This window comes from Niallia sp. FSL R7-0648, assembly GCF_038007005.1.
GTDB classification, from domain to species: Bacteria; Bacillota; Bacilli; order Bacillales; family Cytobacillaceae; genus Niallia; species Niallia circulans.
Window position 1 is genome coordinate 505,564 of sequence record NZ_JBBOWE010000002.1, and the last position, 19,319, is coordinate 524,882.

Here is a 19,319-nt window from a genome sequence, read left to right on the forward strand (position 1 = left end):
GAACCGTGCTTATTTATTTTGAAGTGGATCTAACTCTTCTCTCGTTATCTTTAGCACATCTACAATAGAATCAATCATTTCTTCTGAAGGCATCCGATTACCTCGCTCAATCTCTCCTAAAATAGAAACTGAAACGAGTAACTCTTTTGCTAAACCTTCCTGTGTATATCCTTTTAGCTTCCGAAAAGCCCGAATACGTCTTCCCCATTTTTCCGTTGTTTCCATACCCTTACTCCTTCTCTATCTCGCAAAAGCTGCAAACTTTCTTTTAAAAGTATTGGTTTATTTGGTAACTTTATGTCTGGAGCAACTTCTATTAATGGCACTAAAACAAATGCTCTCTCTTCTATTCTTGGATGTGGAATAATCAGCTTCTCTGATACTATATTTTCTTGATTATACAATAAAATGTCAAGGTCTATTGTTCTTGGCCCCCATCTAATTATCCTTTTTCTTCCAAGTTCACTTTCGATATTTTGACATTGTTCTAATAAGGAACATGGATTTAAGGAAGTTTCAACCTGTATGACAATATTCAAAAATAGTGCTTGTTCCTCATATCCAACTGGATCCGTCTCATAAACAGATGAAATATTTACCACCTTTATCTCTTCCTGATTATGTAGCATTTGTACAGCTTCATGTATATATTCCAACCGATTTCCTATATTCGACCCTAAAGATAAATAAACTTTATTCATTCTTTTCTTTTCCTTGTGATTTCTACCGCAACTGATTTATAGTGTCCTGGAATCGGTGGATCTGGCTTAATGATCCGAACTGTTAAACCTTCAATAAGAGAGTAGGATTCTAATAATTTCTTTGCAATATTCTCCGCTACCGCTTCAATCAATTTATATGGCTCCCCTTCCACAATCTCCTTTACATCGAAGAATAGCTGGCCATAATTAACCGAATATTGTAAGTCATCTGTTGCTCCCGCTTTTGCTAAATCTACATCTGCTTGTAAATCCACTATAAAACGCTGGCCTAACTTAGTCTCTTCTTTAAACACACCATGGTAACCATAGAACTCCATTTGGTTTAATATTATTTTATCCACTGTACTCACCCTTTCCCATCAAAGCATCCATCATCCGCGCCATTCTTGTCATTTCTTTCACATCATGAACGCGAATTAACTGACATCCTTTTTGAATGCCATAGCATATAGTTGCACCTGTTCCTTCTAATCGTTCGCTAACAGGTAAATTTAATACATGGCCAATCAATGATTTCCTCGAGGTTCCCAACAAGACAGGATAGCCCATTTCAACAAGCTTATCTAAGCCGCGCATCATGTCCAAATTCCCCTTTAAATCTTTCGCAAATCCAATACCTGGATCAAGAATGATTTTCTCCGCAGAAACTCCAACTCCCTTTACCATATCAATACTTTCCTGCAAATCAGACACTACATCTTCCAAAAAAGAAGTATAGCTAAGATTATCTCTATTATGCATTAAGATAATAGGAGCTTGATATTCAGCTGCAACCTCAGCCATACTAGGGTCTCTTTTTGCTCCCCATATATCATTGATAATATGAGCACCCGCCTGTAAAGATTGTCTCGCCACTTCTCCTTTATATGTATCAATCGATAGAGGAACATTCACTTCGTTAGCTAATCGTTCAATAATTGGAATTACCCGTTCTAATTCTTCCTCAATCGATATTTCTGTATAACCTGGTCTGGTGGATTCCCCTCCTATATCAATAATATCTGCTCCATCCTCCACCATCTGGACGGCATGTTTAACAGCTCTATCCATTTCGTTATATTTTCCTCCATCAGAAAAAGAATCAGGATTCACATTTAAAATTCCCATGATGATTGTTTTTTGATCATAGTTTAACGTATATGGACCACAATCAATTTTATTTACCATTCCCTTATTCCCTCCAACTCTTTTACAGACCATAATTGATTCGTATGTTTTCTATATTCATTATATAGCATTGTAACAACAGGACCCTCTTTTCCCTTATATTCATACTTATCGATTCTTTTAATCGGAATAATTTCCTGAATGGAATTTGTTGCAAATATCTCTTTGGCACTTGCAAGAATATCTCGTGAAAAAATGCCTTCTTTCACAGCAACCCCATAAACCTGTGCAAGTTTTACAATAAACTGCCTTGTGATGCCATTTAATATTCCTGTCTGCAAGCTAGGAGTATAAAGCTCTCCATCTACAACCCAGAAAATATTAGAGGTAATACCTTCTGCTAAATATCCTTCCTTCGTCAAAAAAATTCCTTCCCTCGTCGGCTCTGGCCCAATCTCTCTCTTGGCAAAAATATTATTTAAATAATGATGTGATTTTAAGCGAAAGAATCCCTCTGGTGTATTCCTTGGAACTGTGACTATTTGCCCTGTTTTTTCAACCATACCAGCTGCCTTTGGAAGAGGTTTTATATACACAATCGTATTTGGTTGTGTATACGGCTCTGTTTGCAGTCCAATCATGCCATTTCCTGCTGAAACATTCCAGCGGATATAGGCATTTTCTATGTTATTTATACTGAGCAGTGCTTTTATAATAGATACTGCTTCTTCTCGCTCATAAAATTTTTCTATATTCAGCTCCGATAACCCATCATTTAATCGTTTAAGATGATCATCTAATAAGAAAGGATGTCCATCATATACACGCAATGTTTCAAATAAGCCTAAGCCATACATAAATCCATGGTCAAAAACAGAGATAACCGCTTCTTCCTGACGAATTATTTGTCCATTTAAATATATATACATCTTCTACTTAGTTCCTTTTTGATAAAATTGGATAAAATTATGTAAGATTTCCATCCCAGCCTTAGTCATGATAGATTCTGGATGAAACTGAACTCCTTCGATAGGAAGTTCTTTATGTCTAAGCCCCATAATCTCTCCTTCTTCCGTCCAAGCAGAGATCTCTAAACACTTTGGCAATGATTCCTTTTTTACAATCAGCGAATGATAGCGCGTAGCTGGGAAGGGATTAGGTAAACCATGAAAAATTGTTTGATTATCATGATAAATAAGGGATGTCTTTCCGTGCATTAAATTGGTCGCTTTCACAACCTCTCCTCCAAAAACCTGTCCAATTGCTTGATGACCAAGGCACACACCAAAAATCGGTATTTCACCAGCAAAAGTACGAATCGCTTCCAAACTAATACCTGCATCATTGGGCGTACATGGTCCAGGAGAAACCATTAAGTACATTGGCTTTTCCCCTTTAATCTCCTCGATAGAAGTCTCATCATTTCTTTTCACTTGCAGTTCCTGCCCTAATGAACCTAAGTATTGGACTAGATTATAGGTGAAGGAATCATAATTATCAATCATATAAATCAATTGCCATCACCTAATTTCTCTTCTGCTAATTCTTTTGCATTCCATAACGCTCTGGCCTTTTTCATCGATTCTTTATATTCATTTGCAGGAATAGAATCAATTACAATCCCCGCACCTGCTTGTACATATGCTTGGTTTTCCTTCACCAACATAGTTCTGATCATAATATTCAATTCTATATCATGGTTAAAACCAATCCATCCTAATGAACCGGTATATGGGCCTCGTCGCACCGGTTCTAGTTCCTCAATAATTTCCATTGTTCTTATCTTTGGCGCACCCGTAATGGTTCCACCAGGAAACATACTATCAATAAGATCATACTCATCTTTATTGTCCGCAAGCTGCCCTTTTACATTAGACACAATATGCATAACATGAGAATACTTTTCTATTACCATAAATTCGTCTACTTGAACACTTCCGTACGCACATACTCTCCCTAAATCATTTCTTTCAAGGTCTACTAACATTACATGCTCTGCTCTTTCCTTTTCACTCTCGATTAATTCACGAGCAAGCTCTGAATCCTCTGCTTCATCTCTCCCACGGGACCTTGTTCCTGCTATAGGTCTTGTACTTACGTCCTTTCCCTTCTTTTTAACTAGTAATTCTGGTGATCCACTAACTAGCTGAAATTCAGGTGTATGAAAATACCCCATATAGGGAGAAGGATTTAAAACTCTTAGCTGCTGGTAGACATCAAGCGCAGATACATGCAGTGGTTTAGCCTGCCGAACAGACAAGTTAACCTGAAACACATCTCCTTCAGAAATATAGTTCTGAATTCTGCGGACAGATTGTTGAAATTCATTGTCTTCCATCGATACTTTTAATTCTGACGATTTCTCTGCATGTCCTTGAACTATCTCTTCCTTCTCTTCATCTATCCAGCCTAGCATATAGGATTCTACTTTATCTTGAATCATCGCTAACTGATTTTCTTCATATAAGGCTGAAATCCATAATTTATTTTCTTTATGATCATAAGTAAACCATTCTTCGAATAACAAAAAGAAAACATCTGGTATTTCCATATCATCTGTCGTCAGGTTGGGGATTTTTTCAATATAACGGATATAATCATAACTAATGAATCCTATCGCTCCACCTTGGAAATCTGGCAGCTCTGGATTAGTCTCTACAACATACTTATTCATCACTTCTTTTATAGAATGAAGGGGATTTCCTTCGATTCGTACAGTTCCTTTTCCGTCTATCACTTCTAAACCATTATTTCTGCCTATCATTTTCACTATAGGTGAAATTCCGCCAATACTATACCTGCCACCACGTCCACTTTCTAATAGAACATAATGGGACTTATCTTCAGCAAGGGTTAAAAAGCGCCTAAAAAACTGGTCATATGATAGAGGAATAGTCTTACTATATACTTTGTAATTTTTCAAACAGACTTCGCTCCTTATCTTTTATCTGTTCTCATCATACAAGATGTACCGAGAGAAATACAAAAAAATCACCTATTTGTCAGATAGCTGCATAACAGGAGTTTTTTAATCAAAAAAAACAAAAAGCCCCCTTTTCAAAGGAGGCCTATTTCCAAGGCTGATTTTTATCCTTATTCTTCATCAAATTGATAAAGAGGTGTGCTTAGGTAACGTTCTCCATTACTTGGGATAATTGCAAGTACTTTTTTACCTTTTCCTAGCTCTTTTGCAACTTGTAATGCTGCATAAATAGCCGCACCAGAAGAAATTCCACCTAATACGCCTTCTTCTTTCCCTGCACGACGAGCATATTCAAAAGCGTCTTCATTTGTAACCTTAATAATACCGTCATAAACTTCACTATTTAAAATTTCCGGAACAAATCCAGCACCGATACCTTGGATTTTATGCGGTCCTGGTTTTCCACCTGAAAGTACAGGAGAATCAGCAGGTTCTACTGCATATATTTTAATATCGCTATATTTTTCTTTTAGTACTTCCCCAGCACCAGTAATGGTTCCACCTGTACCGATACCAGCAATAAACGCATCTAAGCCTTCCTCACCAAAGGCCTCCACAATTTCAGGTCCAGTTGTTAATCTATGTACTTCAGGATTAGAGATATTTTTAAACTGCTGCGGAATAAAGTAACCATTTTCTTTTGCTAATTCTTCCGCTTTACGAATAGCTCCACCCATGCCCTCTGGTCCAGGAGTTAATACTAATTCAGCACCGTAAGCTTTCAATAGTCGTCGACGTTCCACACTCATCGTTTCAGGCATAACTAAAATCGCACGGTAACCTTTTGCCGCAGCAACCATCGCAAGGCCAATACCAGTATTTCCACTTGTTGGTTCAATAATCGTACTGCCTGGTTTTAAATCCCCGCTTTTTTCCGCAGCTTCAATCATCGCAAGCGCAATTCGGTCTTTTACACTGCTTCCTGGATTCATATATTCTAACTTCAAATAAACATCTGCACTTGAATCGTCCACTAAACGATTTAATTTAACAATGGGTGTGCCACCGATAAGATCTACTACAGAATTTGCGATTCTTGACATTTTCTATCTCCCCTTATCTTTATTCCGAGTATTTTAATTGGTTTTATAATATTAATTTACCAAATACCTCCTTTGTTTGTCAATCGATATGTTTGTATTTTCGGAAAAATTAATCATTAGTTCTTTTCTGTCGAAGTTTTTACTTAAATCAGGGACAAAGTGGTTAAACACATGGAAGTATGAGCCAAATCGTTGAGTATATAAACCAAATTTGTTTTTCAACCAAGCTATTGGACTTCAAGACAAAAATTTCCTTTTTTTAACCGACCACATCATCTCCACCCCATTACAAAAACGGAAAACATTCTTCATAAAAAACACCTGCAAGGAATAATGAATCCCAATTCTGCAGGTGTCTAATAACTATTTTGCTTCTTCTAATAATGTTTCTAGCTCATCCTTTGTAAACAGATATTTCTCATTACAAAAATGGCATTCTGCTTCGGCTTGTCCGTCTGTGTTGATAATATCTTCGATTTCTGCTTGACCTAAACTAATAATTGCACTTGAAAATCTTTCTTTCGAACATGTGCATGTAAAAGAAATTGGCATATTTTCAATTATTTTCACATTATCTTTTCCGCAAATTTCTTCTAAAAGCTCTTCTGGCGTTAAACCTTTTTCAATTAATTTCGAAATGGGCGGAATTTCACTTAATCTTTGTTCAATCTTTGTAATCGTTTCATCTTTCGCTCCAGGCATTAATTGAATAATGAAACCGCCAGCAGCTAAAATGCTGTTATCTGGGTTTACTAAAACTCCTACTCCAACAGAGGAAGGCACCTGTTCTGAATTAAACAAGTAATAAGTAAAATCCTCTCCAAGCTCTCCAGAAACAATCGGCACCTGTCCAGTGAAGTAATCACGCATTCCAATATCCTTTACAACAGATAGTGTGCCCTCTGTTCCTACAGCTCGTTTAACATCTAATTTTCCATGTTCATTTAAATCGAAATGAACTTGCGGGTTAGTAACGTAGCCGCGTACTTCCCCTTTAGCATTTCCGTCTACTAGGATAAGACCAATCGGACCGCCGCCATCGATTTTCACTGTTAGTTTTTGATCTCCCTTTAGCATAGCTCCTAGCATTGCTGTAGCTGTTAATGATCTTCCTAGAGCAGCTGATGCTGTTGGCCAAGTATGATGTCTTCTTTGTCCTTCTCCTACTGTTTCTGTACTTCTGACTGCATATGCACGAACTTCACCATCAAACGCTAACGCTTTTACTAAATAATCGCTCATTGTTTACTCCTTATCTTTAATCAGTTAATGAACGGAATGAAAGTTCCGTTTAAACATATTTTATTTTAGTGTATCCTTATTCTTCTTATAAATAAGCTGTAACCCTTTTAAAGTAAGAAACGGGTCTACTTCATCAATAATATTTGACTCTTTTGCAATAAGGTTCGCTAATCCACCTGTAGCAATAACCTTTGGTTGTAAATTGCTTTCTGCCTTCATCCTTTTCACAATGCCTTCCACCTGGCCTACATACCCAAAAAGAATTCCTGACTGCATAGCTGAAACGGTATTTTTACCAATTACTCCTTCTGGTCTTGCAATTTCAATACGCGGTAATTTGGCCGCTTTTGAATACAATGCCTCTGTCGCAATATTAATACCAGGCGCTATCGCTCCACCCATGTATTGCTTTTGCTCATTTATATAACAAAATGTTGTAGCAGTCCCGAAATCAACAATAATCAACGGGCTCCCATATTCATGAATAGCCGCAACTGCATTAACAATTCGATCAGCTCCGACTTCCTTAGGATTATCATATTTTATGTTTAGTCCCGTTTTTGTTCCTGGACCCACAACTAACGGTTTTAAGTGAAAATACTTTTGACACATTCTTTCTAAAGAAAACATAATTGGAGGAACAACGGAAGAAATAATTATTCCATCAATATCTGAAAACGTTAAACCGACATGATCAAATAGGGATTTAATGATCATACCATATTCATCTTCCGTTTTATAACGATTTGTTTCAATTCTCCAATGATGCTTTAATTCTTCTTTATCATAAACACCTAATACTATATTTGTATTTCCAATATCAAAGACAAAAATCATTATAGTCACCACTTTTTATTAATTTCATTTTCCCGTCATTATCTCGTATCACTTTATTTACTTAGGAAAGCTATACCTAGAGTCTATCCAATACTGGAAATATCATAACATACAACCAGAAAGAGACAAAGCCTAAAGCAATGACTGTTTCCAAAAGATACGGTTGTAAAGGTTTTGACAAAAAAAAGACACGCTCGAAAGCGCATCTTTTTCCAACGATTACTCGTTATCATCTTTTTTGTTAATATTTACTTTTAGATCTTCCGTGCCTAAGGTAGTATCGGCCTTTTTCGTACGGTCAGGCAAGACACCATCTTTGTATAAGCTATTGATTTGTTCTGCATCCAACGTTTCAATTTCAAGAAGTGTTTCAGCGATTAAGTTCAACTTCTCACGGTTTTCTGTAAGAATTTGTTTTGCTCTTTCGTAACATTCTTTTATAATTCGTTGAATCTCTAAATCAATGTCATATGCAATTGCATCTGAATAATTTTGTTCATTATTTAAGTCACGACCTAGGAATACTTGACTTTGCGCTTGACCAAATTGTAATGGTCCAAGTTTATCACTCATTCCATATTCTGTTACCATTTTACGGGCAATACCTGTAGCTCGTTGGAAATCATTATGAGCTCCAGTACTTACTTCCCCAAATACGATATCCTCAGCAACACGACCGCCAAGTAATCCAGTAATCTTATCAAGAAGCTCTTGTTTCGTCATTAAGAAACGATCTTCCTTAGGAAGCATAACTGCATATCCACCAGCTTGGCCTCTAGGTACGATTGTTACTTTATGAACCATATCCGCCTCATCTAATACAACACCAATAATCGTATGTCCAGCTTCATGGTAAGAAACAATGTTTCTTTCTTTTTTGGAAATAACACGACTTTTCTTGGAAGGTCCAGCAATAACACGATCTGTCGCTTCATCCATGTCTTCCATGTCGATTTTCTTTTTATCCGCTCTCGCTGCAACAAGTGCAGCTTCATTTAGAAGGTTTTCTAAATCCGCACCAGAGAATCCTGGAGTACGTTGAGCGATGCTTTTTAAATTAACAGACTCATCTAACGGCTTATTACGAGCATGTACACGTAATACCGCCTCACGACCATTAACATCTGGTCTATCTACCGTAATTTGTCGGTCAAAACGACCTGGACGTAACAATGCAGGGTCAAGAATATCAGGACGGTTTGTAGCAGCAATGATAATAATCCCTTCATTTGCACCGAATCCATCCATTTCAACTAATAGTTGGTTTAACGTTTGTTCACGTTCATCGTGTCCTCCGCCTAAACCAGCGCCACGCTGACGACCTACAGCATCGATTTCATCAATAAAGATAATACAAGGAGCATTTTTCTTCGCATTTTCAAATAAATCACGAACTCGAGAAGCCCCTACCCCAACAAACATTTCCACGAAGTCAGAACCACTGATAGAGAAGAAAGGTACACCAGCTTCTCCCGCTACAGCTCTAGCAAGTAATGTTTTACCTGTTCCTGGAGGTCCATTAAGCAGGACACCTTTTGGTATTCTAGCACCTAGCTCAGCAAATTTCCGTGGATCTTTTAAGAATTCCACCACTTCTACCAGCTCTTGCTTTTCTTCATCTGCGCCCGCTACATCATTAAAGCGAACCTTTTTCTTTTCTTCATTGTACAGTTTTGCTTTACTCTTACCAAAGTTCATTACACGGCCGCCGCCGCCACCTTGGGCTTGATTTAACAAGAAGAAAAATAAGATAAAAATAATCACAAACGGAATAATTGAAGTAAAGAATGTGATCCATCCACTTGTTTCTTGTGCAGGCTTGACATCGATTTTGGAACCTTCTGTAGCAGCCTTTAAGATCACTTGAGCATTTGTTTCATTATTAGTTACATAAGAAACAAACGTTTCATTTTCTTTATAGCCTTTTAATTTCCCGCGTATTTCAAGGACACCTCTTTCAGGCTGCTGCGTTATTTCGGCAACATCACCAGCATCAAGGTGATTTATTAATTCAGTATATGTTAATTGCTTGGTAGGCTGATTATTCCCATTGAAAAAACTAACCACACCGATAATTACTAAAAATATTAATAAATAAAAAATGGTATTACGAAAAATACGGTTCATCCCTTACCTCCTCCCACGGTAAACAAACTATAGAGTATAGTAACATAGAAAATTAAGTAAATTCAAGGAATTACCCTCTCCGGGCTAGAATTCCTCTTTTCATGTACTTATTCACTGTCACTCGTATAAACTTCCGGTTTTAAAACACCAATATATGGTAGATTTCGATACCTTTCCGCGTAGTCTAATCCATAGCCAACAACAAAAGCGTCTGGTACGATAAATCCTACATAATCAGCTTTAAGATCTGTCTTTCTACCAGTTGGTTTATCAAGAAGTGTCACAATTTTGATTGATTTTGCTTTACGATAACGGAACAACTCTACAAGATAGCTTAAAGTTAAACCACTATCAATAATGTCCTCGATAATTAGTATGTCTCTTCCTTCCACAGAAGTATCCAAATCTTTTAAGATTTTTACTTCTCCAGAAGATACAGTAGAATTACCGTAGCTTGACACATCCATAAAATCCATTTCAAGGTATGTATCCACGCGCTTTAAAAGATCTGCCATAAAGGGCATAGCACCTTTTAATACTCCAATTGCCAAAGGAAATTTATCTTGATATTCCTCTGTAAGCTGAAATGCCAAATCTTTGATTTTACCTTGTATTTCCTCTTCAGATATCAATATTTTTTCAATATCGTGTTTCATTTCTTGTGTGCCCCCTAGAAGATCATTGCTTTTTATATGTTATTAATAGATTACTACCACTATTCGTATTACTATGAGAATATATCGATTTTTTTAGTCCTGGAATCCAAAGAATTTCACCTTTGCTATCCGTAACGATCGGCCAATTCTCCCTCTTATGGATTGGAATCTTTTCATCGATAAAAATACGGTTCACTTTTTTCCTTCCATTCATCCCTTTCAAATGAATTCTATCGCCATCTCTTCTAGTACGGATAATAAGAGGAAAGGAAATAGAAGATGCATCCAAAAGAATACAATGGTCATCAATAATCGTTTCACCGTCTATATATTCTACCTTAATATTGTACCCATTTGGTAATAATAACTCTCCCATTTTTGATAATTCATAATAAAAGGATTGTGCTGGAGAAAAATTAAGTTGAAAATGAAGAAAATGATACGACTTTTTCACTTTCAAACCATTCGGGAGATCAATATTTCCAGAAGAATGAGGACTCTTAAGTAATATCATCATTTGCTCAGTATGTAATGCGGATAATGAAATAGGTATCTCGTCATAGAGATAATTTAATATTAGTTGAATACATCTTCTTTGTAAAGGAATAGCTATTAAAAGAAAACGATTAATATCAACTACTACTTCCGCAGCCTTTTTTTCAACCATTACATCAGAAAGCTTTTCTTCAGCCTGCTTCATTAAATAGGTTTCATCGTCTGTTAATTCTTCACTAAACCGTTGAAAATGCTTCGCCGCATGAATATTTTCTTTTTTTAAAAAGGGCACAACGTGTTTTCTGTATCTATTGCGGCTATAGGTATCTTTTTCATTGCTTGGATCTCTTCTTGGATTAAGATTATGTACTTTACAATATTCCTCAATGTCTTCCCTTTCTAAACATAAAAAGGGACGAATAATTTTCCCTGTACCAAAAGGACGCATAAAAGGAATTCCAGCCCTTGCTTTCCCTAAACTTCCTCTCGTTAATCGCATTAAGATAGTTTCTATTTGGTCATCTCCATGATGACCTAACGCTAAGTAATCTAAGTTATGCCTTTTCATTACTTTTTCATAGAAGGAATACCTGCATTCTCTTGCTGCTTTTTGTGAATTCATTCCTGTTTTTTGGATAAATGCTGGTAAATCTATTCGCTCCCAAGAAAAAGGAATGTTTCTTTCTTCACAGAACGATTTTACAAACTCAGCTTCATCGAGCGACTCCTCCCCTCTAAACATATGATCCACATGTCCAGCAAAAACCTTGATTTTCCATTCTTCTTGTTTTGTCCATAAAAAATGAAGAAGCGCTAAAGAATCTGGTCCTCCAGAAACTCCAACCAAGATTTTCTTACCTTCTAGGTTCATATTTTTTCCTTGCAGGTAATTTAAAATTTGATCCTCAAACATTTTTCATTACTTCCTTATCACTATCACTATTCTACCGGCCTTGATGTTATTACTTTTTCATCAGAGGTTGTAGTTACTATAGTCAAGGATATCACTTTTTTAAAAGTGATACCAAAGACTATTCTCTAAAAATTGCTGAAAATCCTCTTTTCAAGTTAATTGACCATATATATACAAAATATAACAAATAGAGATAAGGATAATGATGAGTATAGATTCAGCCCATCCTGCCTTTTTCTTCTTTTTAACCAATTTACTTCTTGTTTGAGCAGATGGAGCAGGTTGAATGTTCACTTGGCGAGCTTTACTTCTATTCGTTCCAGCTGTTATCGTGCTTCTACTTGTTTTTTTTGATTCTCCACTTGTTAATTTTAAATAATCTAATCGCATTTCTTTTGCAGATAGATATTTTCCTGTTAACGCATTTAGTAGAATCCCCTCGAAACGCATTAATTCCTGCTTTTGTCGAATCATCATATGCAGCTGTTTGATCCCGCCCTCTTTTTTATTAAAGCGCTTTGGATAATAAAGATTTAGTATAATCATCGCAACAGCAAACAAATCATAGCTTGGCTCTGCCTTTCTTGTGCCTGCCCCCCAGTATCCTCTATCAAAGAACTCGGTAAATTCTTTAATCGCTCTCCCTTTTATGGTTGTCCCCCCTACATCAATACATCTAATTCTTGTTGGAGGTCCTGTAATAATCAGGTTTTCTGGTTTTAAATCTCCAAACACCCAATTATTTTCATGAAGATTTTGTAAGTCCTTTAATAATTGGATCATTAGCACATCGATCCATAAGTCTTCCTTATTATGGATAAAGGTTAGTAAATCAGGTCCATTAATATACTCCATTACATAAAAAGAAATAGTTCCTCTATTTGTTACCCAATCATCTACATCTATTAAAGAAGGTCCAAGGCTATAACCTTGGACCTTTGCGAAGGATTTCAAAACATTTACTTCAGAAGTTATAGATACACTGTTGTTGCTTAATTTCAAAGCAACTCTTCCTATTTTGGAATCTGCTAAAAAAACTGTCCCATTCGCTCCATAGCCAAGTTCCTTTAAGATTGTATATTGCTTGTTATGCCACTTTCCTTTTATTACTGTTCCACTATTTATTTTAAATTGACTCTTCGATGTATTCATCATCACTTGAAATCAAGCTCCTTAATGAGCGCTTATGCTTAAAGTAACGAATGGCTTCCTTTAAAGCTGGACCTGTTGGTGTAATGCCTCCTGTCGATAACTTTGGAAAGATACTTGTTAAAGATTCAAGACGAGGTGTCCAATCCATTAATTTTTCGACATCTTTCTTTTTCCCGGGAAATACAAACACAGAGTAGCGATTCTCGCCAGATCGAGCATTCAAGCTTAAAGATAGATCAAGCAAAGCTTCTTTTACAGTTGGTAGTTTATGTTTCATACTAGCGCTTGTATCTAGTAATACTAGCACTTCCAGCTCAACAGTTTCCCCCAGTTCGTCCACAACCTCCATTACCTCTCCTCTTTTTTCGGGAGGAAGATCCTCCATCGTCTTAGAGGAACCTAATATTTGCTGAAGCTCTTTATTTACTACCCCTTGGAGTGTTTGGGTCATCGCCTTTTTTGTTACCATTTGGACAGTCTGACTTAACTGCTGTGCATAAACCACTTGACTAACACCGCCTCCAGAGAGTGCAATGCCTTCAATTTCTTTCATCCCCTGCTCATCAATTGTATCTTGTTCCATTACCCCAATAACATTTACTGTAATTCCTTGTTCATTTGCTAATGCTGCCATTGCGACAGGATCTTCTCCTTTATTAGAACATCCATCTGTGATAAGCAAAATCTGCTTTAACGTACCTGTTTTCATAAATATCTCCCCTCCATCTTTATGAGTTAGTCCCATTCTCGACGAAAAGAGAAGTATTTATACCTGTTCTGAAGGATAAACAGATTAGTATAATAAAAAACTAACAAACAGTATTTTTCTCCTACTGAATGTTAGTCCATTTAAATTTTTATAGAACTAGAAGGACCATTTTAAACTGACAAATTTAGTTTGCAATTTGCTTAAAGCCTTTTACTGGAATGGACGCCCACTTTGGAATATTATGGTCGATTTTCGCAACTAATACGGTCATGTCGTCTTCAATTAACCCTAAGCGGGAGCGGATAACCTCCTCCATAATTAAATCTGCTACCTCTTGAGGGTTCTCTGTTTTTAATTCCTTAATTTTTCTCTTCATCCAAATCTCAAAGTTTTCAACATGTTTTGGTCCTTCAAACACACCATCACTCATCATAATGAGAAGATCTCCAGCCTTTAATTGTTCACTCACAACATCCACATCAAATTCTTGCAGGATTCCCATTGGCAAATTACTTGCCTGTATTTTCATAACCTTTGACCCTCTTTTGATGAAACTAGGTGTAGAGCCAATTTTCAGAAATTTGACTGCTGCGTTTTGGAGATCAATCATTGCTAAATCCAGTGTGGAAAAAATTTCATCCGTTGTTCGCAAAGAAAGAATAGAATTAATTGATTTTATCGCTACTTGTTCTTCAATCCCTGATTGCAGAATTTTTTGCAATAATTGAAGGGTCTCTTCACTTTCTACATGTGCCCGCTTCCCATTCCCCATTCCATCACTAATTGCCATAGCGTATTTACCTAAACCTAGTTCAATAGTAGAGTAGCTATCTCCTGAAATAAACCCGCCATCCTTTGCTGCATGCGCAACACCAGTCTCTATTGTATAAGCTTTTGCTGACCGGAATGTTGCATGACTATAGTCTTTGGAATACTCAGAAACCTCCTCTTTATTTACAATAATGGTCTCGCCAAGAATATCGGATAGCATTGGTGCAATTAGTTTTTCACATTCTCCGTAGCCTGTATTGTATGGAATAGTGATATCGATATCTACATTTCCTTGTTCCAAGCTGTATATTTCAACATTTTCAATATGAATGCCAAACTCTTGAATAGCTTCTAGGATTAATTCCTCCTGCTTGTAGTGATTTTCTCTTTCTCTTTGAATTTCTTTCGCAAAATCACCCATTACCTCAGAAACACCGAGCAATTGATCTGCAACTAATTTTCTGCTTTCCTGTACTTGTTTTTTTAATTTTTGATTTGCCTGATACAATGTCAATTCTTGATGGATTGCATCTGTCACCTTCTTCGACCTTGTACAATGCTTATCCCACTCCCTTTGAAGGCTAGAGGAAATATTCCCACCAGTATCAGCCATTTCAGTCATAATATCTTTCATATAGTCATAGGTTGTATTAAAGTTACGTGCCCAGCAATGTTCTTTACGAAAACATGTCTGACACGTCTTTTCTGTCACATTGCTTAAAAAGTAGTCTAGCTCCTTGTCTTCTTCCTCTATCATTTCACTTATATTTGTGGGAGAAAAACTTTTAGAGAGTGCTTGAAATACATTGGAAAACTGAGATACTCTTTGAGCTGTTACATCTCTCATTTTTCTCATATATTGCTGTTGTTCTTGGGAATATTCTGCTGTTCCTGGTATATGCTTTGCTATGCGTGAGGTTAAACTTCTCGGTGTCATAAGAAATAGGAAAACAGCTATAGTTGTTTCCATCAATGAAACAGATAGGACGCCCCCACCTTCTCCATACATGCCAATAAGGAGAGTAGCAATAAATAAACCAAGTGCTACACCGATTTTCTTTCCTTCTTTCAGCAATCCACCTAGAAGACCAGAAAAAGCCAATAAGCTCATATGATAGAAGCTAGAGATGCTTGCAAGACTAAAAATTAATCCGGTAACAACGCCAACAGTCGAGCCAATAGTGGCCCCTGCAATAAAGGAAAAGAGGAGAACTAAATAACGAGACATAATATGTTCAATCGATAAGCCATAAACAGCCCAGCCAATTGTTCCCGTCATAATAGAAGCTAGCATAATGATAAGACAGACAATTTCTTCTGTTTTAAGGGCTTGTCTTCTTTTATTGACCGTGAGTAACGGCAGACTTTGTAAAAAAATTAATGTAAGTATATAGCCAAGACTTCCTTCTACAAACGCTAACATTCCACCATACAGTGTAAAACCATTTGTTAAAAGATAGGCTTTCACTAAGCTGCCTAAAAAGACTAGTCCAAACACAAATAATGGTACAAGTTGCTGCTCTTTATTTTTCCAATTTAAAATGATTTTATAGCTAATCAAAAAGAAGAAAGACAAGACAAAATTAGAAGCTGCCTCTGTTACCCCTAAAGTAGCAGCACCGGCTATTAATCCAATAAGCGCGAGTGGTGCTTTATCTTTCCTTGATAGATATACTGCTGCAAAAAATGGAAGAGCAAAAGGAGTAAGTTGTCCTAATATTAAGGCTCGTCCAAGTAAAAAACCGAGAATTAATAGTAAAAAGCCTTTTACTAAAAAGAAGTTTTCTACTTTTGTATAAAATTTATGAACTAATGAACTGAAGCTATCCCGTGACTTCCCAAAATCAACTTCACCAATCGGATCGATTATATCCCTTTCCACTTTCTCCATAAACCACACTCCCTAACAAGTATCGTTGCTCCACATTATAGAAGGTAGCTATTTAAAAGTTTGTCAAAATAACGAAGCAGTTCCAATCTTTCGCTCGACTTCTTTCCTCCAATTTTTTATGGAAATACAAAATTCGATAGATTCCTTCTATCCAGGAAAAAGTAGTTACTTTATAATTAGTGAGCCTTATCAACAGACAAGCTTAATATAAATGGTCTTTTCTACTGTCACTTTTTTTATATTTCTTGCTTGTTTTTGTCATTTCATGCAATATGCTTTTTGGTCTTTCTACTCATTAACAAGTGCTTAAACATACATTAAACTACCCTATTAAATAAATGTCTAAAATCTATTGACATTGCGATTATTTATTTGTATTATATTAATTGTCTTGTTAATATTATGGCGGTGTAGCTCAGCTGGCTAGAGCGTACGGTTCATACCCGTGAGGTCGGGGGTTCGATCCCCTCCGCCGCTATCCAAAAAACCACGTAAAAAAATTCACGTGGTTTTTTTGTATTCTTTTTTACTGCATAGCTGAACAGACAAACTTCCTATAAAAATATAAAAAGCAAGCCAAATTGGCTTGCCTAAGCTATGGGAATATATAAACGATAAACCCTGCTATCTATTTGGTTATTCAGCAGCAAGTTACCCTCGTCTAGCGCCTCTTCCCCCGCGTTTCGACTCAGTATTTCGTTTCAGAGAAGCTAATCGATCTTCACTGTCTTTTAAGAAACGAGCCATTTTAGATTCGAAATTCTCCTTAGGAGCACGATTTTCATTTGATTTTGCATTACGTGACCTTTGAGAATTCCCTCCGGAATAGCCGCCTCTTGATTCTCTTCTTTCTCCGCGTTCGTATTGTGGTCTTTCTGGTCTCTCAGGTCTTTCTGGTCTATCTTTTGCTTTCTTAATAGATAGTCCAATTTTTCCATCTTTCTCGACATTAATCACTTTCACTTCGACTTCATCGCCTACTTTTAAGTGATCATTAATGTCTTTTACATAATTGTCTGCGACCTCACTAATATGAACAAGACCTGTTGCGCCTTCTGGGAGCTCAACAAACGCACCAAAATTAGTAATTCCTGTTACCTTTCCTTGTAACTTGCTGCCTACTTCGATTGACATAAAAAAGTTTTGCCTCCTTAAGGATATAAAAAATCGTACTTACTTATATTATACAGAATGGAAAAAAAGAGTGTCAATATTACTGCTGACCTTATTATTTTCCAGTTGTGTTTTTTGCATCTTTTTCAGGGATATTAAAAATAACTTCCCCTTTTTGTGAAAGTAATAAGTCTTTCCTTGCTAATTTAGCTAAATACTCTTCATCATTTAACTTAGCAATTTGGTCTTTTAGGTCTGCCTCTTTCTTTTCTAATGCAACAAGTTGTCCATCTAACTTTTCTTTCTCTGCTCTTTTCTCTTTTAAAGTGGAGCTTTGTGATATGAGTGTGGAAATCATGATAAAGCCAATAACAGCAGCACATACAAAGAACGTTGTCAGCCTGCGCATCAATAGCTTTTTCTTTCTAGCTCCACTAAGACTATTAGCTTGATGCTGTAAATTATATTCTGTTGGAAATGTTGTAACATCTGGTTTTCTTATGGCACTCATATGAGGCTCCTCCTTTCCATTATTTTTTTCTTTTAGCCATCCATTGTTTCAAATAGTTCTTTATTTCAAAGTAATATCCTGCCAATTTATTAAAAATTCTCTCGACGAATAATTTACCCTTTTTCGGCACAATTAGCCACAGCAGGGATAAAAGCCATTCAATTGGTTTAAAGAGTATTCCTATGATAAATCTTAATGTCCTAATTATACCATTGACAAGTGCCATAAGTCCCTTACCTAGAGCAATTATTATCGACAAAAGGAAGAAAATGATAGATTTAATTGGCTTATATACAATATTTACACCTATTCTAAGGAGAAAACGATAAGCATGGACACAAAAAGAAATAATTCCTTTTAATAATTGAAGGTAAAGAGTTTGAAATAAACTTTTGTACATAGCAAAACCTAATAGCAATGCTAAAGCCAAGTAAATGCGAACTTCTCCTTTGTTTACTAGAAAAAGAACATAAAACATAAGAAGAGCTTGCAAAACCCAAAAAAGGATATCATGGATAAAAACAATACTTCTTTTCCTTTTTGGCCTTTTCAAGAAGTATTGATATGTATCTAAACTTATTCCAAAGAATAGACCCATGCTAACCATTGCCAGCATGGTCATAAATTGTGTAGATAGTGTCATCGGAATATCTTGCTAAAGAATCCCTTAGCCTTATCTCCACTTTGATCGTCCACATAAACTAAATCAAATACCTTACCTTTAATAGAGACGATTCCCTTTTCTACATCAAGGTTTTTCATTTGCAGATTTTGACCGCGAATAGATAAAAATCCCATTACTGTTTCTAATATGAATTCTTCGTTATCAAAACTCTCTACTTGCTTTACACCCGTAATATCAAGCAGCTTTCTTCCTCTCATAATCACATCATGGTCTACAGTATTACTTTTGGTCATATTTGATTCATGATATTGGCTCATCATTATCCCTCACAATCCATTAGTACAATCTCTACTTGTACAAATATATGTGAGGAATCCTTATTTTAGAACAAGCCTTATAAGCGAAGAAAATAACCCTACTTT

At 36.3% G+C, this 19,319-nt stretch carries 20 protein-coding genes and 1 tRNA gene; 1 reads left to right on the plus strand and 20 read right to left on the minus strand.

The features are described from left to right. Nucleotides 1–9: 9 nt before the first annotated feature. The 16 genes from NSQ89_RS22550 to spoIIE form a co-directional block, all read right to left on the minus strand. Entirely contained in the window at nucleotides 10–225 is a 216-nt protein-coding gene (locus tag NSQ89_RS22550; protein WP_047944406.1) for a helix-turn-helix domain-containing protein, read from the minus strand. Beyond that, entirely contained in the window at nucleotides 174–701 is a 528-nt protein-coding gene (gene folK, locus NSQ89_RS22555) for a 2-amino-4-hydroxy-6-hydroxymethyldihydropteridine diphosphokinase (RefSeq protein WP_341133321.1), read from the minus strand. The genes NSQ89_RS22550 and folK overlap by 52 nt, the downstream gene beginning before the upstream one ends. Further along, a complete protein-coding gene (folB, locus tag NSQ89_RS22560) occupies nucleotides 698–1,063 on the minus strand; it encodes a dihydroneopterin aldolase (protein ID WP_047944404.1) in 366 nt (121 codons plus the stop codon). The genes folK and folB overlap by 4 nt, the downstream gene beginning before the upstream one ends. Continuing rightward, the gene (gene folP / locus NSQ89_RS22565) at nucleotides 1,056–1,889 is read right to left on the minus strand and encodes a dihydropteroate synthase (RefSeq protein ID WP_144581539.1); all 834 of its coding nucleotides are present in this window, start codon (nucleotides 1,887–1,889) and stop codon (nucleotides 1,056–1,058) included. Before folP ends, folB begins: the two co-directional genes overlap by 8 nt. Continuing rightward, on the minus strand, nucleotides 1,883–2,758 hold the full coding sequence (pabC, locus tag NSQ89_RS22570) for an aminodeoxychorismate lyase (protein WP_144581540.1): 876 nt from the start codon (nucleotides 2,756–2,758) through the stop codon (nucleotides 1,883–1,885). The genes folP and pabC overlap by 7 nt, the downstream gene beginning before the upstream one ends. Before the next feature lie 3 nt (nucleotides 2,759–2,761). Further along, a complete protein-coding gene (gene pabA, locus NSQ89_RS22575; protein ID WP_047944401.1) occupies nucleotides 2,762–3,343 on the minus strand; it encodes an aminodeoxychorismate/anthranilate synthase component II in 582 nt (193 codons plus the stop codon). After that, on the minus strand, nucleotides 3,340–4,752 hold the full coding sequence (locus NSQ89_RS22580) for an anthranilate synthase component I family protein (RefSeq protein ID WP_095259494.1): 1,413 nt from the start codon (nucleotides 4,750–4,752) through the stop codon (nucleotides 3,340–3,342). Before NSQ89_RS22580 ends, pabA begins: the two co-directional genes overlap by 4 nt. Before the next feature lie 170 nt (nucleotides 4,753–4,922). Then, complete coding sequence (gene cysK / locus NSQ89_RS22585) at nucleotides 4,923–5,855, minus strand: cysteine synthase A (RefSeq protein WP_047944399.1); 933 nt, start codon at nucleotides 5,853–5,855, stop codon at nucleotides 4,923–4,925. Nucleotides 5,856–6,218: 363 nt separating this feature from the next. Continuing rightward, a complete protein-coding gene (gene hslO, locus NSQ89_RS22590) occupies nucleotides 6,219–7,097 on the minus strand; it encodes an Hsp33 family molecular chaperone HslO (RefSeq protein WP_095259495.1) in 879 nt (292 codons plus the stop codon). Nucleotides 7,098–7,157: 60 nt separating this feature from the next. After that, nucleotides 7,158–7,934 (minus strand): type III pantothenate kinase, encoded by a 777-nt coding sequence (locus NSQ89_RS22595; RefSeq protein WP_047944396.1) that lies wholly within the window; start codon nucleotides 7,932–7,934, stop codon nucleotides 7,158–7,160. Between the two features lie 219 nt (nucleotides 7,935–8,153). Continuing rightward, nucleotides 8,154–10,061, minus strand: a complete 1,908-nt coding sequence (ftsH, locus tag NSQ89_RS22600; protein WP_047944393.1) for an ATP-dependent zinc metalloprotease FtsH — start codon at nucleotides 10,059–10,061, stop codon at nucleotides 8,154–8,156. Between the two features lie 107 nt (nucleotides 10,062–10,168). Continuing rightward, nucleotides 10,169–10,717 carry a hypoxanthine phosphoribosyltransferase gene (gene hpt / locus NSQ89_RS22605; protein ID WP_047944392.1) on the minus strand — a complete coding sequence of 183 codons (549 nt, stop codon included), beginning with the start codon at nucleotides 10,715–10,717 and terminating at the stop codon, nucleotides 10,169–10,171. Nucleotides 10,718–10,739: 22 nt separating this feature from the next. Beyond that, complete coding sequence (tilS, locus tag NSQ89_RS22610) at nucleotides 10,740–12,125, minus strand: tRNA lysidine(34) synthetase TilS (RefSeq protein ID WP_095320978.1); 1,386 nt, start codon at nucleotides 12,123–12,125, stop codon at nucleotides 10,740–10,742. Nucleotides 12,126–12,275: 150 nt separating this feature from the next. Further along, the gene (locus NSQ89_RS22615; RefSeq protein WP_341133322.1) at nucleotides 12,276–13,283 is read right to left on the minus strand and encodes a protein kinase domain-containing protein; all 1,008 of its coding nucleotides are present in this window, start codon (nucleotides 13,281–13,283) and stop codon (nucleotides 12,276–12,278) included. Further along, nucleotides 13,252–13,986: a vWA domain-containing protein gene (locus tag NSQ89_RS22620; RefSeq protein ID WP_047944388.1), complete on the minus strand. Its 735-nt coding sequence runs from the start codon at nucleotides 13,984–13,986 to the stop codon at nucleotides 13,252–13,254. Before NSQ89_RS22620 ends, NSQ89_RS22615 begins: the two co-directional genes overlap by 32 nt. A gap of 184 nt (nucleotides 13,987–14,170) precedes the next feature. Next, the gene (gene spoIIE / locus NSQ89_RS22625; RefSeq protein ID WP_047944387.1) at nucleotides 14,171–16,648 is read right to left on the minus strand and encodes a stage II sporulation protein E; all 2,478 of its coding nucleotides are present in this window, start codon (nucleotides 16,646–16,648) and stop codon (nucleotides 14,171–14,173) included. Between the two features lie 404 nt (nucleotides 16,649–17,052). On the opposite strand from spoIIE, the gene NSQ89_RS22630 reads away from it, so the two are divergent. Further along, nucleotides 17,053–17,126 (plus strand) — tRNA-Met (locus tag NSQ89_RS22630). 173 nt (nucleotides 17,127–17,299) lie between these two features. Here NSQ89_RS22630 and NSQ89_RS22635 read toward each other — a convergent pair. From NSQ89_RS22635 to yabP, 4 genes are all read right to left on the minus strand, one after another. Then, the gene (locus NSQ89_RS22635) at nucleotides 17,300–17,782 is read right to left on the minus strand and encodes a S1 domain-containing RNA-binding protein (RefSeq protein WP_047944385.1); all 483 of its coding nucleotides are present in this window, start codon (nucleotides 17,780–17,782) and stop codon (nucleotides 17,300–17,302) included. 94 nt (nucleotides 17,783–17,876) lie between these two features. Further along, entirely contained in the window at nucleotides 17,877–18,272 is a 396-nt protein-coding gene (locus tag NSQ89_RS22640) for an FtsB family cell division protein (protein ID WP_341133323.1), read from the minus strand. 19 nt (nucleotides 18,273–18,291) lie between these two features. Further along, nucleotides 18,292–18,915, minus strand: coding sequence for a spore cortex biosynthesis protein YabQ (gene yabQ, locus NSQ89_RS22645; protein WP_047944383.1), 624 nt, complete (start codon nucleotides 18,913–18,915; stop codon nucleotides 18,292–18,294). Continuing rightward, nucleotides 18,912–19,214, minus strand: coding sequence for a sporulation protein YabP (gene yabP, locus NSQ89_RS22650; protein WP_047944382.1), 303 nt, complete (start codon nucleotides 19,212–19,214; stop codon nucleotides 18,912–18,914). The genes yabQ and yabP overlap by 4 nt, the downstream gene beginning before the upstream one ends. Nucleotides 19,215–19,319 lie beyond the last annotated feature (105 nt).